14 protein-coding genes are annotated in these 16,400 nt (G+C 72.0%); 8 read left to right on the forward strand and 6 right to left on the reverse strand.

Annotated features, from left to right (window positions below):
* Positions 1-9: 9 nt before the first annotated feature.
* The 5 genes from ACH4D3_RS28675 to ACH4D3_RS28695 are packed head-to-tail and all read right to left on the reverse strand — an operon-like array spanning position 10 to position 5,065.
* Complete coding sequence (locus ACH4D3_RS28675) at positions 10-330, reverse strand: L-rhamnose mutarotase (RefSeq protein WP_398327706.1); 321 nt, start codon at positions 328-330, stop codon at positions 10-12.
* Between the two features lie 51 nt (positions 331-381).
* Positions 382-1,464 carry a rhamnose ABC transporter substrate-binding protein gene (gene rhaS / locus ACH4D3_RS28680; protein WP_398327709.1) on the reverse strand — a complete coding sequence of 361 codons (1,083 nt, stop codon included), beginning with the start codon at positions 1,462-1,464 and terminating at the stop codon, positions 382-384.
* A 40-nt stretch (positions 1,465-1,504) separates the two neighbouring features.
* Complete coding sequence (locus ACH4D3_RS28685) at positions 1,505-2,518, reverse strand: ABC transporter permease (RefSeq protein WP_398327712.1); 1,014 nt, start codon at positions 2,516-2,518, stop codon at positions 1,505-1,507.
* Positions 2,511-3,551, reverse strand: coding sequence for an ABC transporter permease (locus tag ACH4D3_RS28690; RefSeq protein WP_398327715.1), 1,041 nt, complete (start codon positions 3,549-3,551; stop codon positions 2,511-2,513). The genes ACH4D3_RS28685 and ACH4D3_RS28690 overlap by 8 nt, the downstream gene beginning before the upstream one ends.
* Complete coding sequence (locus ACH4D3_RS28695) at positions 3,548-5,065, reverse strand: sugar ABC transporter ATP-binding protein (protein ID WP_398327718.1); 1,518 nt, start codon at positions 5,063-5,065, stop codon at positions 3,548-3,550. The genes ACH4D3_RS28690 and ACH4D3_RS28695 overlap by 4 nt, the downstream gene beginning before the upstream one ends.
* Positions 5,066-5,342: 277 nt before the next feature.
* Between ACH4D3_RS28695 and rhaI the strand changes: the two genes are divergently transcribed.
* The 8 genes from rhaI to ACH4D3_RS28735 all read left to right on the forward strand — a co-directional run bounded on the left by rhaI (position 5,343) and on the right by ACH4D3_RS28735 (position 15,308).
* Positions 5,343-6,503, forward strand: coding sequence for an L-rhamnose isomerase (rhaI, locus tag ACH4D3_RS28700; RefSeq protein ID WP_398327721.1), 1,161 nt, complete (start codon positions 5,343-5,345; stop codon positions 6,501-6,503).
* A 119-nt stretch (positions 6,504-6,622) separates the two neighbouring features.
* Complete coding sequence (locus ACH4D3_RS28705; protein ID WP_398327724.1) at positions 6,623-8,662, forward strand: bifunctional aldolase/short-chain dehydrogenase; 2,040 nt, start codon at positions 6,623-6,625, stop codon at positions 8,660-8,662.
* A complete protein-coding gene (locus tag ACH4D3_RS28710; RefSeq protein ID WP_398327727.1) occupies positions 8,659-10,113 on the forward strand; it encodes a rhamnulokinase family protein in 1,455 nt (484 codons plus the stop codon). Before ACH4D3_RS28705 ends, ACH4D3_RS28710 begins: the two co-directional genes overlap by 4 nt.
* A 78-nt stretch (positions 10,114-10,191) precedes the next feature.
* On the forward strand, positions 10,192-10,947 hold the full coding sequence (locus tag ACH4D3_RS28715) for a (Fe-S)-binding protein (protein ID WP_398327730.1): 756 nt from the start codon (positions 10,192-10,194) through the stop codon (positions 10,945-10,947).
* Positions 10,944-12,437 (forward strand): LutB/LldF family L-lactate oxidation iron-sulfur protein, encoded by a 1,494-nt coding sequence (locus tag ACH4D3_RS28720; protein ID WP_398327733.1) that lies wholly within the window; start codon positions 10,944-10,946, stop codon positions 12,435-12,437. Before ACH4D3_RS28715 ends, ACH4D3_RS28720 begins: the two co-directional genes overlap by 4 nt.
* Positions 12,434-13,081: a lactate utilization protein C gene (locus tag ACH4D3_RS28725; protein ID WP_398327736.1), complete on the forward strand. Its 648-nt coding sequence runs from the start codon at positions 12,434-12,436 to the stop codon at positions 13,079-13,081. Before ACH4D3_RS28720 ends, ACH4D3_RS28725 begins: the two co-directional genes overlap by 4 nt.
* 119 nt (positions 13,082-13,200) lie before the next feature.
* Positions 13,201-13,992, forward strand: coding sequence for an ABC transporter ATP-binding protein (locus ACH4D3_RS28730; RefSeq protein WP_398327738.1), 792 nt, complete (start codon positions 13,201-13,203; stop codon positions 13,990-13,992).
* 5 nt (positions 13,993-13,997) lie between these two features.
* On the forward strand, positions 13,998-15,308 hold the full coding sequence (locus ACH4D3_RS28735) for an FtsX-like permease family protein (RefSeq protein WP_398327741.1): 1,311 nt from the start codon (positions 13,998-14,000) through the stop codon (positions 15,306-15,308).
* 112 nt (positions 15,309-15,420) lie between these two features.
* Here ACH4D3_RS28735 and ACH4D3_RS28740 read toward each other — a convergent pair whose 3' ends face one another.
* Complete coding sequence (locus ACH4D3_RS28740; protein WP_398327744.1) at positions 15,421-16,398, reverse strand: pyridoxal-phosphate dependent enzyme; 978 nt, start codon at positions 16,396-16,398, stop codon at positions 15,421-15,423.
* Between the last annotated feature and the right edge of the window lie 2 nt (positions 16,399-16,400).

The following is a 16,400-nucleotide window of genomic DNA, read 5'->3' on the forward strand; positions in this document are numbered from 1 at the left end:
CGGCGCCCGTCAGGCGAGGTGGAACACCTCGGTGAGGGGCTTCATCGCCTCGTCGGGGCGGGCCCCGTCGAGGGTCTCGAACAGCGGGCCCATCTCCGCCTGCCAGCGGGCGTTGACCTCGGTGGCCTCCATGCCGGCCCGGGCGGCGGCGAAGTCCTCGGTCTCCAGGTAGCCGACGAGCAGGCCGTCGTCGCGCAGGAAGAGCGAGTAGTTGTGCCAGCCGGTGGCGGAGAGCGCCTCGCACATCTCCGGCCACACGGCGGCGTGGCGTTCGCGGTACTCCGCGATGCGGTCCTCTCGGACCTTGAGCAGGAAACAGACGCGCTGCATGGACTGCCGCTCCCGTGACGAGTGCTGAGGGCTGGGGGCTTGGGGTCGCGACTAGAAGTCGAACTGGTCGACGTTGTCGGCGGTGAACACGGTCGGCTTGCCGAGGTTGATCACACCGTCCTTGCCGATGGTGTACTCGCCCATGGCACCGGCCTCGAAGGTCTCGCCCTCCTTGCCGGTGATCTGCCCGGAGGACAGGGCGACGGCGGTGCGCGCGGCCAGCTCGCCGAGCTTGGCCGGGTCCCACAGCTCGAACGCCTCGACGGTGCCGTTCTTGACGTACTTGCGCATGTCGTTGGGGGTGCCGAGGCCGGTCAGCTTGACCTTGCCCTTGTACTTGGAGCCGGACAGGTACTGGGCGGCGGCCTTGATGCCGACGGTGGTCGGGGAGATGATCCCCTTCAGGTTCGGGTGCTCCTGGAGCAGGCCCTGGGTCTGCTGGAAGGACTTCTGGGCGTCGTCGTCGCCGTAGGCGACCTTGACCAGCTTGATGTCCTTGTACTTCGGGTCCTTCAGCTCGTCCTTCATGATCTCGATCCAGGCGTTCTGGTTCGTCGCGGTCTGCGCGGCGGACAGGATCGCGATCTCGCCCTTGTTGCCGATCTGCTCGGCCATCTGCTGCACCTGGGTGCGGCCGATGTCGTCGGCGGAGGCCTGCGAGATGAAGGCGTTGCGGCACTCGGGGTTGGTGTCCGAGTCGTAGGTGACGATCTTGATGTCGTTCTTCATGGCCTGCTTGAGCGCGGTGCACAGGGCGCCCGGGTCCTGCGCGGAGACGGCCATGGCGTCGACCTGCTGCTGGGTGAGCGTGTTGACGTAGGAGACCTGGCCGGCGGTGTCGGTGCCGCTGGAGGTGCCGACCTCCTTGTAGCTGGAGCCCAGCTCCTTGAGGGCCTTCTCGCCGCCCTTGTCGGCGACGGTGAAGTAGGGGTTGTTGACCTGCTTGGGCAGGAAGCCGACGGTCAGTCCCTTCTTCGTCTCGGCGTTCGGGTCGGCCTTGCCCGCCGTGGCGGCCTTGCCGCCCTCGTCCTTGACGTCCTCCTTCGTGGTGCCGCCGCAGGCGGTGGCGGCCAGGGCGAGGGAGGTGACGGCGGCGAGGGCCGCGCAGGTGCGGCGGATGGACGACTTGCGCATGGTGGGTTCCTTACGAGGGTGGACGGAGCCGGGGACGGGGTTACGGGGTGGGGGCGGGCGCCTTGGACGGGGGCGCCGTTGCCGCCCTGCGTCCGGCCCTCGCGAGGGAGATCTGCCGTGCGACGCGGGGGCCGAGCACGGAGAGGACCAGCAGGACGCCGGTGACGACGATCTGCGACTGGGCGGAGACGTCCTGGAGGCTCATGACGTTCTGGAGCGCGCCCAGCAGGAAGACGCCCGCGATCGCCCCGCCGAGGGTTCCCTTGCCGCCGTCGAAGTCGATGCCGCCCAGGAGCACGGCGGCGACGACGGACAGTTCGAGCCCGGTGGCGTTGTCGTAGCGGGCGCTGGCGTAGTGCAGGGCCCAGAAGACGCCGGTGAGGGCGGACATCAGGCCGGTCAGGGTGAACAGGATCAGCTTCTGCCGCTTGACCCGGATGCCGGCGAAGCGCGCGGCCTCCTCGCTGGCGCCGATGGCGAACAGCGAGCGGCCGAACGGCATGGCGTGCAGGGCGACGACGGCGATCGCCAGCAGCACGAGGAACGGCAGGAAGGCGTACGGCAGGAAGGTGCCGTCGATGCGTCCGGCCGCGAAGTCCAGGTACTGCGAGGGGAAGTCGGTCACCGCGTCGGAGCCGAGCACGATCTGTGCGATGCCCCGGTAGGCGGCCATGGTGCCGATGGTGACGGCGAGGGAGGGCAGCCCGAGCTGGGTCACCAGCAGGCCGTTGACCAGGCCGCAGACCACGCCGAGGAGCAGGCAGATCGGGATGATCGTCTCGATGGTCATGCCCTGGTTCCACAGGGCCCCCATCACCGCGCCGGACAGGCCCGCGGTGGAGGCGACCGACAGGTCGATCTCGCCGGAGACGACCAGCAGCGTCATCGGCAGGGCGATGAGGGCGATCGGCAGCGTGTTGCCGATCAGGAAGGACAGGTTGAGGGCGTTGCCGAAGCCGTCGACGAAGCCGAAGGAGAGCAGCAGGACGACCACGAGCAGCGCGCCCACCACGGTGTCCCAGCGGACGGCGCGCGTCAGGGAGCTGTCAGCCATGGCGGGCGTTCCTCTTCTTCAGGGCGTTGGCCACGCGCAGCGCGACGATCCGGTCGACGGCGATGGCGAGGATGAGCAGGATGCCGTTGATGGCCAGCACCCACACGGAGCTGACGCCGAGGGCGGGCAGCACGCTGTTGATCGAGGTCAGCAGCAGCGCGCCGAGGGCGGCGCCGTAGACGCTGCCGGAGCCGCCGGTGAAGACGACGCCGCCGACCACCACGGCGCTGACGACGGTCAGTTCGTAGCCGTTGCCGGTGCCCGAGTCGACGTTGCCGAAGCGGGCCAGGTACAGGGCGCCGGCGAGTCCGGCGAGGGCACCGCAGAAGGTGTAGGCGGCCAGGATCCGCTTGCGGACCGGGATGCCGGCCAGTCGGGCGGCCTCCGGGTTGGAGCCGAGGGCGTACAGCTCGCGTCCGCTGCCGAAGTGCTTGAGGTAGTAGGCCGTGGCGACGAGCACCGCCAGGGCGATCATGGCCAGCCAGGGCACGGCGGAGATGCCGCCGGAGCCGAAGTCGACGAAGCCGCCGGGCAGGTCGGCCGCGGTGATCTGCCGGGAGCCGACCCAGATGGAGTCGATGCCGCGGATGATGTATAGGGTGCCGAGGGTGACGACCAGGGCGGGCACCTGGCCGAGGCTGACCAGCGCGCCGTTGAGCAGGCCGAATCCGACGCCCGTCAGCACTGCGAGCAGCACGGCCACGACGGGGTTGCCGCCGCCCTGGAGGTAGGTCCCGGCGGCGAAGGCGCTGATGCCGAGGGTGGAGCCGACGGACAGGTCGACGTTGCGGGTGATGACGACCAGGGACTGTCCGGTGGCGACCAGGACCAGGATGGTCGCGTTCAGCAGGAGGTCCTTGATGCCCTGCTCGGACAGGAACTCGCTGTTGCCGGCCTGGGTGATGCCGATCATCACCAGGAAGACGAGCAGGATGGCCAGTTCGCGCATCTTGAAGATGCGGTCCACCAGCCGGGTGGCGCCCGCCTGCGGCACGTCGGCCGCGGGGGCCTTCTCCGGTGCGGTGACCGTCATGCGGCGGCCCTCCCCGTGGCTGCGGCCATCACGGTCTCCTCGGTGGCGTCGGTGCGGGATATCTCGGCGGTCAGCCGGCCCTCGTGCATCACCAGGACGCGGTCGGCCATGCCGAGCACCTCGGGCAGGTCGGAGGAGATCATCAGGACGGCCACGCCGTCGGCGGCCAGCTGCGAGAGAAGCCGGTGCACCTCGGCCTTGGTGCCGACATCGATGCCGCGGGTGGGTTCGTCCACGATCAGCACCTTGGGGCCGGTGGCCAGCCACTTGGCGAGGACGACCTTCTGCTGGTTGCCGCCGGACAGGGTGGCGACGGTGTCGGCGATGCGGGCGTACTTGACCTGGAGCTTGACCGCCCAGTCCAGGGAGCGGCTGCGTTCGGCGCCGCGGTCCACGAGGCCTGCCTTCACGGTCGTGCGCAGGCCGGTGAGGCCGATGTTGCGCTCGATGGACATGTCCATCACCAGGCCCTGGGCGCGGCGGTCCTCCGGGACGAGGGCGAGTCCGGCGGCCATCGCGGTGGAGGGGGCGCCGTTGACGAGCGGCTTGCCGTCGACCTCCACTTCGCCCGCGTCCCAGCGGTCGACGCCGAAGACGGCGCGGGCGACCTCGGTGCGTCCGGCCCCGACCAGTCCGGCCAGGGCGACGATCTCACCGCGCCGCACCTCGAAGGAGACGTCGGTGAAGACGCCCTCGCGGGTCAGCCTGCGCACGCTGAGGGCCGTCTCGCCGGGGGTGACCTCCTGCTTGGGGTACAGCTCGTCGAGGTCGCGGCCGACCATGCGGCGCACCAGGTCGTCCTCGGTCATGCCCTCCAGCGGCTCACTGGCGATCCGGGCGCCGTCCCGCAGGGTGGTGACCCGCTCGCAGATGTGGAAGATCTCCTCCAGGCGGTGCGAGATGAACAGCACCGCGGCGCCCTGGTCGCGCAGGGTGCGCACCACGCCGAAGAGCCGGGCCACCTCGCTGCCGGTGAGGGCGGCGGTCGGCTCGTCCATGATCAGGACGCGGGCGTCGAAGGAGAGCGCCTTGGCGATCTCCACGATCTGCTGGTCCGCGATGGACAGACCGCGCGCGGGCCGGTCGGGGTCGAGTTCGACGCCGAGGCGCCGCATCAGTGCGGCGGTGGCGTCGTGGGTCGCCCGGTGGTCGATGCGGCCGAGGGCGCGCCGCGGCCGGCGGCCCATGAAGATGTTCTCGGCGATCGACAGGTCGGGGAAGAGGGTGGGCTCCTGGTAGATCACGGCGATGCCGGCGTCGCGGGCGTCGCCGGGACCGTGGAACACGACCGGTGCGCCGTCGAACAGCACCTGGCCGGCGTCCGGCCGGTGCACTCCGGCCAGCGTCTTGATGAGGGTCGACTTTCCGGCGCCGTTCTCGCCGGCGAGGGCGTGCACCTCGCCGGGGAACAGCTCCAGGGAGACGTCCCGCAGCGCACGGACCGCGCCGAAGGACTTGGAGACGTCCCTGAGCGCCAGAACCGGGGCCGAACCCGTGTCGGACGGGTGGGTCATTGGGGGCTCCTCGACGACGCCGGGCGGGACGGCCCTCACGGCGTCGTGAAAGGTTTCAACTCGGTTGCCGGGGACGTTAGGCAGCGAGGGTATGTCACGTCAATGGTTCCGGGTCCAAAAACTTTCGATAGCCGAAGGTCACGACCGAGTCACGAACAGTCGGAGCGGCCGGAAGGGTTGACACCCCTTCGGGTGGCTCATAACTTCGCGTTCTGAATCGTTTCACACATGGTCGTACTCACAGCAGGCCACGACCCGATGCCACAGGAGCGCCGAAGTGACCGAGCTCGCCGCGGTGAAAGCCGCGCTCAAGACCCAGGCCGTCGAGACGCCGTCGTGGGCGTACGGCAACTCGGGCACCCGCTTCAAGGTGTTCGCCCAGGCCGGTGTCCCGCGCGACCCCTTCGAGAAGCTGGACGACGCGGCGAAGGTGCACGAGTTCACCGGCGCGGCCCCGACCGTCGCCCTGCACATCCCGTGGGACCGGGTCGAGGACTACGCCGCGCTGGCGGCGCACGCCGAGCAGCGGGGCGTGCGGATCGGCGCGATCAACTCCAACACCTTCCAGGACGACGACTACAAGCTGGGCAGCATCTGCCACCCCGACGCGGCGGTGCGCAGGAAGGCCGTCGACCACCTGCTGGATTGCGTCGACATCATGGACGCCACCGGCTCGCGCGACCTGAAGCTGTGGTTCGCCGACGGCACGAACTACCCGGGGCAGGACGACATCCGCTCCCGGCAGGACCGGCTGGCCGAGGGCCTGGCCGAGGTGTACGAGCGGCTCGGCGAGGGGCAGCGGATGCTCCTGGAGTACAAGCTCTTCGAGCCGGCGTTCTACACGACGGACGTGCCGGACTGGGGCACGGCGTACGCGCACTGTCTCAAGCTGGGCGAGAAGGCGCAGGTCGTGGTCGACACGGGGCACCACGCGCCGGGCACGAACATCGAGTTCATCGTGGCGACGCTGCTGCGGGAGGGAAAGCTCGGCGGGTTCGACTTCAACTCGCGGTTCTACGCCGACGACGACCTGATGGTGGGCGCGGCCGACCCGTTCCAGCTGTTCCGGATCATGTACGAGGTGGTGCGCGGGGGCGGGTTCACCTCCGACGTCGCGTTCATGCTCGACCAGTGCCACAACATCGAGGCGAAGATTCCGGCCATCATCCGGTCGGTGATGAACGTGCAGGAGGCCACGGCGAAGGCGCTGCTGGTCGACGGTCCCGCCCTGGCCGAGGCGCAGGCCGCGGGGGATGTTCTCGAGGCGAACGCCGCGTTGATGGACGCGTACGACACGGACGTGCGTCCGCTGCTGCGGGAGGTGCGGGAGGAGTCGGGGTTGGACCCCGAGCCCCTGAAGGCGTATCGCTCCTGCGGGTGGGCGGAGAAGGTTGTCACCGAGCGGGTCGGTGGGCAGCAGGCCGGGTGGGGAGCGTAGGCGTCTGCCGGGTTTCTGTCGTTTTGCGACTGCGCGCCGGTTGTGGCTGGTCGCGCAGTTCCCCGCGCCCCTCAAGAGGGGCGCTCCCCCACCCCTCGTTCAAGAAGGACTGTGAAGACATGGCGACCCACCCTGCTGCCGCCGCCCTCCTCGCCCGTTCGCATCGGCTCGGTGCCGATCCGCGCAACACCAACTACGCCGGTGGCAACGCGTCCGCCAAGGGCACCGCGACCGATCCCGTCACCGGGGGTGATGTGGAGCTGATGTGGGTCAAGGGGTCCGGCGGGGACCTCGGGACGCTCACCGAGGGCGGGCTCGCCGTGCTGCGGCTGGACCGGATGCGGGCGCTCAAGGACGTCTACCCGGGCGTCGAGCGCGAGGACGAGATGGTCGCCGCCTTCGACTACTGCCTGCACGGCAAGGGCGGCGCCGCGCCCTCGATCGACACGGCGATGCACGGGCTCGTCGGGGCCGCGCACGTCGACCACCTCCACCCCGACTCCGGGATCGCGCTGGCCTGTGCGGCGGACGGGGAGAAGCTGACCGCCGAGTGCTTCGGCGACACCGTGGTGTGGGTGCCGTGGCGGCGGCCCGGGTTCCAGCTCGGGCTGGACATCGCGGCCGTCAAGGAGGCCAACCCGCAGGCGATCGGATGTGTGCTCGGCGGGCACGGCATCACCGCCTGGGGCGACACCTCCGAGGAGTGCGAGCGCAACTCGCTGCACATCATCCGCACCGCCGAGGCCTTCCTGACCGAGCGCGGCCGGGCCGAGCCGTTCGGCCCGGTGATCGAGGGGTACCAGGCGCTGCCCGAGGCCGGGCGGCGGGAGCGGGCGGCGGCGCTGGCGCCGTACGTCCGCGCTCTGGCGTCCCGGGACCGGGCGCAGGTGGGCCACTTCACCGACGCGGACGTGGTCCTGGACTTCCTCGCGCGCGCCGCGCACCCGCGGCTCGCCGCGCTCGGCACCTCCTGCCCGGACCACTTCCTGCGCACGAAGGTGCGGCCGCTGGTCCTGGACGTGGCGCCGACCGCGCCGCTGGAGGAGGCGGTGGCCCGCCTCAAGGAGCTGCACGCGGCCTACCGCGAGGAGTACGCCGCGTACTACGAGCGGCACGCGGAGCCGGACTCCCCCGCCATGCGCGGCGCCGACCCGGCGATCGTGCTGGTGCCGGGTGTGGGCATGTTCAGCTTCGGCAAGGACAAGCAGACCGCCCGGGTGGCCGGCGAGTTCTACGTCAACGCGATCAACGTGATGCGCGGGGCCGAGGCGGTGTCGACGTACGCGCCGATCGAGGAGTCGGAGAAGTTCCGCATCGAGTACTGGGCGCTGGAGGAGGCCAAGCTCCGGCGGATGCCGAGGCCCAAGCCGCTGGCCACCCGGGTCGCGCTCGTGACCGGCGCGGGCAGCGGGATCGGGAAGGCCATCGCGCGGCGGCTGGTGGACGAGGGCGCCTGTGTGGTCGTGGCCGACCTGAACGCCGAGAACGCGGCGGCGGTCGCGGAGGAGCTGGGCGGGGACGACAGGGCCGTCGCCGTGCGCGTCGACGTCACCTCCGAGGAGCAGATCGCCGAGGCGTTCAGGGCGGCCGTGCTGGCCTTCGGCGGTGTCGACCTGGTGGTCAACAACGCGGGGATCTCCATCTCCAAGCCGCTGCTGGAGACCTCCGCGCAGGACTGGGACCTCCAGCACGACATCATGGCCCGCGGTTCCTTCCTCGTCTCGCGCGAGGCGGCCCGGGTGATGACCGCGCAGGAGCTGGGCGGCGACATCGTGTACATCGCGTCGAAGAACGCCGTGTTCGCCGGCCCGAACAACATCGCCTACTCCGCCACCAAGGCCGACCAGGCCCACCAGGTGCGTCTGCTCGCCGCCGAGCTGGGCGAGCACGGCATCCGGGTCAACGGCGTCAACCCCGACGGCGTGGTGCGGGGTTCGGGGATCTTCGCGGGCGGCTGGGGTGCCAAGCGCGCGGCCGTGTACGGGGTGCCGGAGGAGAAGCTGGGCGAGTTCTACGCGCAGCGGACGCTGCTCAAGCGCGAGGTGCTGCCCGAGCACGTCGCGGGCGCCGTGTTCGCGCTGACCGGCGGCGACCTGACGCACACCACCGGCCTGCACGTCCCGGTCGACGCCGGCGTCGCCGCCGCGTTCCTGCGATGAGCGGCGCCCTCGATGCCAAGGCGTTCGCCGCGGTCGACCTCGGCGCGTCCAGCGGGCGCGTCATGGTCGGCCGCGTCGGCGCCGGCCGGCTGGAGCTGACCGAGGCGCACCGCTTCCCCAACCGGCCGGTCCGTACGCCCGACGGGCTGCGCTGGGACGTCCTCGCGCTGTACACCGGTGTGCTGGACGGTCTGCGGGCGGCGGGGCCGGTGGACTCGGTCGGCGTGGACAGCTGGGCCGTCGACCACGGTCTGCTGGACGCGGACGGGGTCCTGCTCGGCAACCCCGTGCACTACCGTGACGCCCGCACGGAGGGTGTCGCGGAGCGGGTGTGGGCCTCGCTGCCCGCCGCGGAGCTGTACGCGGCGACGGGCTTGCAGTACGCGCCCTTCAACACCCTGTACCAGCTCGTCGCGGCCCGGGGCACGGCCCAGTTCGCGGCGGCGCGGCGGCTGTTGCTCATCCCCGACCTGCTGACCTACTGGCTGACCGGCGAGCAGGGCACGGAGCTGACCAACGCCTCCACCACCCAGCTGATCGACCCGCGCACCCGGGACTGGTCGCGGGAGGTCGTGGACCGGCTGGGGATCGACCTCGGCCTGTTCGCGCCGCTGCGCCGGCCCGGGGACGCGGCGGGGCTGCTGCGGCCGGAGGTGCTGGCGGAGACGGGGCTGGCGGGGCCCGTGCCGGTGACGGCCGTCGGTTCGCACGACACCGCCTCCGCGGTCGCCGCCGTACCGGCATCGGGCGAACGGTTCGCCTACATCTGCACCGGCACCTGGTCACTGGCCGGGCTCGAACTGACCGCTCCCGTGCTGACGGAGGAGAGCCGGGCCGCCAACTTCACCAACGAGTTGGGGCTGGACGGCACGGTCCGCTACCTGCGCAACATCATGGGGCTGTGGCTGCTCCAGGAGTGCCTGCGGGCCTGGGGCGACCCCGGTCTGGGCGGGCTGCTGGCGCAAGCGGCCCGGGAGCCGGCCCTGCGCTCGGTCGTCGACGCCGGTGACGCGGCGTTCCTGGCGCCGGGACGGATGCCGGAGCGGATCGCCGAGGCGTGCCGCGCCTCGGGTCAGCCGGTGCCCGAGACGCCCGCCGAGGTGACCCGGTGCATCCTCGACTCGCTGGCGCTGGCCCATCGCGCGGCCGTCGAGGAGGCGCAGCGGCTGGCCGGGCATCCGGTCGACGTCGTGCACGTCGTCGGCGGCGGCACCCGCAACGCGCTGCTGTGCCAACTGACCGCCGACGCCTGCGGGCTGCCGGTGGTGGCGGGTCCGACCGAGGCCGCCGCACTCGGCAACGTCCTGGTGCAGGCCCGCGCCCACGGACTGGTCGGCGACCTCGCCGGGATGCGCCGACTGGTGGCGCGTACCCAGTCGCTGACCAGGTACGAACCGCGCGGCGACCCGGCGCGCTGGCGGGCGGCCGCGGACCGACTCGCCGACCGGTGAGCCGGGGCTCCCCCGTGCCGGGTCGGCCGACTAGCCTGCATTCATCATTCATCCGATGATCGAACACGAGGAGTCGCGATGCGTGTCGCTCTGTTCCTGACCTGCGTCAACGACACGCTCTATCCGGACACCGGCCGTGCCGTGGTGAGGCTGCTGACCAGACTCGGTGTCGAGGTCGACTTCCCGATGGCCCAGACGTGTTGCGGGCAGGCGCACTACAACACCGGCTACCGGCACGAGGCCGAGCCGCTGGCCCGGCGCTTCGCGGACGTGTTCGCGGACCACGACGCGATCGTGACGCCCTCCGGCTCCTGCGGCGCGATGGTGCGGGAGCTGTATCCGCGGATGGGTGAGCGGGCGCGGGCGGAGGGGCGCGGGGACACGCTCGCGGCCGTGCTGGCGCCGGTGGTGCCGAAGACGTACGAGCTGACGGAGTTCCTGGTGGACGTGCTCGGGGTGACCGACGTGGGGGCGTACTACCCGCACACGGTGACCTACCACCCGACCTGCCACGGCCTGCGGAGCCTGGGCCTCGGCGACCGGCCGCGGCGGCTGCTGGAGGCGGTGCGGGGGCTGGAGCTGGTGGAGCTGCCGGGCGCCGAGGAGTGCTGCGGCTTCGGCGGCACCTTCGCCGTGAAGAACCCCGACGTGTCGGCGGCGATGGGCACGGACAAGGTCCGCAACGCCGAGTCCACCGGCGCGGACGTGCTGTGCGCGGCCGACAACTCCTGCCTGATGCACATCGGCGGGACCATGGCGCGGCTGCGCACGGGCATGCGTCCGGTGCACATCGCGGAGATCCTGGCGAGCACTCAGGAGGAGGCGGCCGTATGAGCGGGACGTTCGTGGGGATGCCGGCCTTTCCCGTCGCGGCCCGCGTGGCCGTGGCCGACGGGACACTGCGCGGCAATCTGCGCCACGCCACCCACACCATCCGGGACAAGAGGGCCCGCGCGGTGGCGGAGCTGGACGACTGGGCGGCACTGCGCGAGGCCGGGAAGCAGATCAAGGACCACACGCTGCGCCACCTCGACCGGTACCTGGTGCAGGTGGAGGAGGCGGTCACGGCGGCCGGCGGCACCGTGCACTGGGCCGCCGACGCGGACGAGGCGAACGAGATCGTCGCCCGACTCGTCGAGGAGACCGGCGAGTCGGAGGTCGTCAAGGTCAAGTCGATGGCGACGCAGGAGATCGGCCTCAACGAGGCCCTCCAGGCCCGGGGCATCCACGCCTACGAGACCGATCTCGCCGAGCTGATCGTGCAGTTGGGCAAGGACCGGCCCTCGCACATCCTGGTGCCCGCCATCCACCGCAACCGCGGCGAGATCCGGGACATCTTCCGCGCCGAGATGAGCGAGTGGGGCCGCCCCGCGCCCGAGAACCTGACGGACACGCCCACCGAACTGGCGGAGGCGGCCCGGCTGCACCTGCGGGAGAAGTTCCTGCGGGCCAAGGTCGGCATCTCCGGCGCCAACTTCGTGGTGGCCGAGACCGGGACGCTGGTGGTCGTGGAGTCGGAGGGCAACGGGCGGATGTGCCTGACCCTGCCCGAGACGCTGATCTCGGTCGTCGGCATCGAGAAGATCGTGCCGAGGTGGCAGGACCTGGAGGTCTTCCTGCAGACCCTCCCCCGCTCCTCGACGGCCGAGCGCATGAACCCGTACACGTCCATGTGGACGGGCACCGGCGACGGCCGGGCCGGGGAAGGGGACGGTCCGCGCACCTTCCACCTGGTCCTGCTGGACAACGGCCGCACCGACACGCTCGCCGACGAGGTCGGCCGCCAGGCGCTGCGCTGCATCCGCTGCTCGGCCTGCCTGAACGTGTGCCCGGTGTACGAGCGGGCGGGCGGTCACGCCTACGGCTCGGTGTACCCGGGCCCGATCGGTGCCATCCTCAGCCCGCAACTGCGGGGCACCGGGAGCGAGATCGACGCCTCACTGCCGTACGCGTCCTCGCTGTGCGGCGCGTGTTACGAGGTGTGCCCGGTCGCCATCGACATCCCCGAGGTGCTGGTGCACCTGCGGGAGCGGGTGGTGCAGGGCGGGCCGGCCGTCCGGGGCGGCAACCGGGTGGTGCTGAAGCCGGCCAAGGGGCACGCCGCCGAGCGGGCGGCGATGCGGGCGGCGCAGTGGGCGTTCACGCACCCGGGCGCGCTGCGGACCGGGCAGCGTCTCGCCTCGCGTACCCGGCGCCTGCATCCGCGCACGCTGCCCGGTCCCGGCCGGGCGTGGAGCGGCACCCGGGACCTCCCGGCGGTGCCGACGGAGCCGTTCCGGGACTGGTGGCAGCGCACCCACGGCGGGAAGGACGGAACCAAGTGAACAGCAGGGAACGCATTCTGGGCCGGGTGCGGCGGGCCCTGGCGGACGTGCCGGACGACGCGGGGCCCTACGAGGAGGCCGTCGCCCGGGACTATCTGCGCGAGCACGGGCAGCGGTCGGTGCCGGAGACGGTGGACCTCCTCGCCGAGAACCTGGCGGACTACCGGGCGGTCGTGCACCGGTGCGCGGACCGGGAGTTGCCCGGCCTCGTGGCCCGGCTCCTGTCCGCGCGCGGTTCCGGGAGCGTGGTGGTTCCGCCGGGGCTGCCGACGGGGTGGCTGGGGGCCGCCGACACGACACTCGTCCAGGACTCGGCGGCGGGCACGGCACCGGAACTCGACCGGGTCGACAGCGTGGTGACCGGCTGCGCCGTCGCCGTCGCCGAGACCGGCACGATCGTGCTGGACGGCTCCCCCGACCAGGGGCGGCGGCGCATCACCCTGGTCCCCGACCACCACATCTGCGTCGTGCGGGTGCCCGACCAGGTCGTGTCCTCGGTGCCCGAGGCGCTCGGACGCCTCGATCCGAAGCGGCCGTTGACGTGGATCTCCGGGCCCTCCGCGACCAGTGACATCGAGCTGGACCGGGTCGAGGGGGTGCACGGCCCGCGCACCCTGGAGGTGGTGCTGGTGGGCGGCTCGTAGCGCGGCGGGGTGTCGTTGAGTACACCCCCCGATACGGGCTCTGCGCCCAGTGTGGTGCGGCCTCGCTCTCCGTAGCGTCTTCCACGAGGCACCGCACAGGGCGTGCCACACGGAAGGTGATGAGGATGTTTCGCTCCGGCGCACGAGGCAACCACGACCCGGGCCCCGCCTCCGAGGCCCTCCGGCTGGTCAAGGTGACCCGGACGTACGGCTCGGCGGACAACGCCGTGACCGCCCTGGACGGGGTGACGCTGAGCCTGGGACGCGGCACGTTCACCGCGGTGATGGGGCCGTCCGGTTCGGGCAAGTCCACGCTGCTGCAGTGCGCGGCGGGCCTCGACCGGCCGGACAGCGGCATCGTGTGCGTGGACGGCAAGGAGCTGACGGGTGGCGGCGAGGCGGAGCTGACGAAGTTCCGGCGTGGCCGGGTCGGGTTCGTCTTCCAGCAGTACAACCTGCTGGAGACGCTGACCGTCGCGCAGAACACGGTGCTGCCGCTCAAGCTGGCCGGGCGGCGCGTCGACCGGAAGCGGGCGCGGGAGGTCCTGACGTCGGTCGGTCTCGGGGACCGGCTCGGCCACCGTCCCGCCCAGCTCTCCGGCGGTCAGCGGCAGCGGGTGGCGATCGCGCGGGCGCTGGTCACCGAACCGCGGGTGATCTTCGCGGACGAGCCGACGGGCGCACTGGACACGCGCAGCGCCCGGCAGGTGCTGCTGCTGCTCCAGGAGGCGGTGCGCGGGCACGGGCGGACCGTGGTGATGGTGACCCACGACCCGGTCGCCGCCTCGTACGCCGACTCGGTGGTCTTCCTCGCCGACGGCCGGCTGGCGGGGCGGATGGACGGGCCCACCCCGGACGCGGTCGCGGAGCGGCTGGCGCACCTGGGCGACGACGTGCCGGTGAGGGTGTGAGTGTGATGTTCGTACTGGCTCTTCGGTCGATCCGGCAGCGCCCCGGGCGGTTCCTCGCGACGCTGCTGTCCGCCTTCCTGGGGGCGGTGATCATCATGACGTTCAACTCGATGCACGACACCTCCGCGCAGACCGGCGTCGACACGGTCAGCGCGGAGACCCTGGGCACGTCGGCGGGGGTCGTCGGCGGTTACGGGACCCTGCTGGTGTTCTTCGCGGTGGCCTCGACGCTGACGGTCAACGTGCGCCAGCGCACCGCCGAGCTGGAGCTGCTGCGCTGCTCGGGGGCGACCCCGGCGCAGATCAGGCGGATGGTCGTGGGCGAGGCGGTGGCCGTGGCCCTGGTGGGCGCGGCGCTCGCCGTCGGCCCGGCGATGCTCGGCGGACGGGCACTGCTGGACATGTTCCGGGACAGCGGCCAGGTGGCGGGGTCCGTGGACTACTCCTTCGGTCCCGTCGCGCTGTCGAGCGGCGTGTCCATCACCCTGCTGGCGTCCGCGGGCGCCGCGTTCCTGGCGGTACGGCGGCTGACCGGCGGTGGCCGGGAGCGGACCGGCGCGAAGCGGTTCCTGGCCCGTGCGGCACTGGTCACCGGTGCCTCGGCGGCCGGTGCCACGTTCCTGTTCTCCGCGACCGACGAGATGCTGATGGCGGCTCCGGCCTACGGGGCGATCCTGCTGTCGGTCGGTTTCGCCCTGCTGTCGCCGCGACTGCTGACGGGCGTGCTGGACCGGTTGCCGCTGAACGGTGCGAGCGGCTGGCTGGCCGTGCGCAATCTGCGTGAGCGAGCGACTCACATGGCCGGGATCCTGGTCTCGCTGATCCTGTTCACCGCGGTGTCGACGGCGACGGTCACGATGCAGTCCGTGGAGAGCGACGCGGTGAAGGCCTCGGGTCTGGTCAAGTCGGTCGACGCCAAGAACCTGGAGACGCTGAACCTCACGGTGGTCGGCATCATCGCGGTGTTCGTGTGCGTGATGCTGATCAACTCGCTGTACGCGGCGACGACGTACCGCTCGCGCGAGTTCGGCCAGCAGCGGCTGGCGGGGGCGACGCCGGGGCAGGTGCTGGGCGTGGTCGGCGCCGAGGGTGTGATCCTCACGGTCACCGGGGTGTTCTTCGGCACGGTGGCCGCGCTGGCCGGTGTGGTGCCGTTCACGGTGGTCCGCACCGACGCGGTGCTGCCGGACCAGTTCCTCGGTGTGTGGCTCGCGATGGTGGCGCTGGCGGCGGCGGTGACGCTGGGGACGAGCCTGGGCACGGCCCGGCGGGTGCTGCGGACGCCGGCGGTGGGGGCGGTGACCCTGGCCGCCTGAGCGGCATCGAGGGCGAGGGGCGACCGCTGCGGCGGTTGCCCCTCGCCCTCGGTGCCGTCGTCGTCCATGCGCGATCGGCGCCATGAACGCCGCCGTCCGGGCAGGCGCCTGGTCAGCGGGGCGTGCCGCACAGTTCGGCGAACCGGGCGGCGTCCACGTTGCCGCCGGAGAGGATCACGCCGACGCGGCGCGGCAGGGCGTCGATCCGGCCGTTCATGAGGGCGGCCAGTGGAGTGGCGCCGCTGGGTTCCAGGACGGTCTTCAGCCGTTCGAAGGCGAACCGCATCGCGTCCCGGATCTCGTCGTCGGACACCAGCGCGATCCCGTCGAGCAGGCGCCGGTTGAGGGAGAACGTCAGCTCGCCGGGGGTGGGCAGGGCCTGGCCGTCGGCGATGGTGCGCGGGACCGGCACGGTGACCCGGCGGCCCGCGGCCAGGGAGCGCGCGGTGTCGTCCCCGGCCTCCGGTTCGACGCCGATCACCCGGGTGCCGGGGTGCAGGGCCTTGACCGCGGTGGCGCTCCCGGCGATCAGTCCGCCGCCGCCGACCGGGGCGACCAGCGCGCCCAGCTCCCCCGTCTCCTCGACCAGTTCGAGGGCGGCGGTGCCCTGGCCCGCGATGACGTGCGGGTGTTCGTAGGGCGGGATCAGGGTCAGCCCGCGGTCGGCGGCCAGCGCTTCGGCGACGGCCACCCGGTCGCCGGTGTAGCGGTCGTAGGTGACGATCTCGGCGCCGTAGCCCGCGGTGGCGTCCCGCTTGGAGGGCGGCGCGTCCTCGGGCATGACGATCACCGCGGTCGTGCCCAGTTCACGGGCGGCCAGGGCGACCGCCTGGGCGTGGTTGCCCGAGGAGTAGGCGGCGACGCCCCTGGAGAGCTGCTCCGGGGTGAGGCGGGAGGCCGCGTTGTAGGCGCCGCGGAACTTGAAGGCGCCGACCCGCTGCTGGTTCTCGCACTTGAGGAAGACCTCGGCGCCGACGAGGGCGTCGAGGGTGCGCGAGCGCAGCACCGGGGTGCGGTGCGCGACGCCCTTGATGCGGGCCGCGGCGGAGCGCACGTCGTCGAGGGTGACCGGCGGGGTGGTGGTCGTCACGG

This window comes from Streptomyces sp. NPDC018026 (genome assembly GCF_044327745.1).
GTDB lineage: Bacteria > Actinomycetota > Actinomycetes > Streptomycetales > Streptomycetaceae > Streptomyces > Streptomyces rubrogriseus.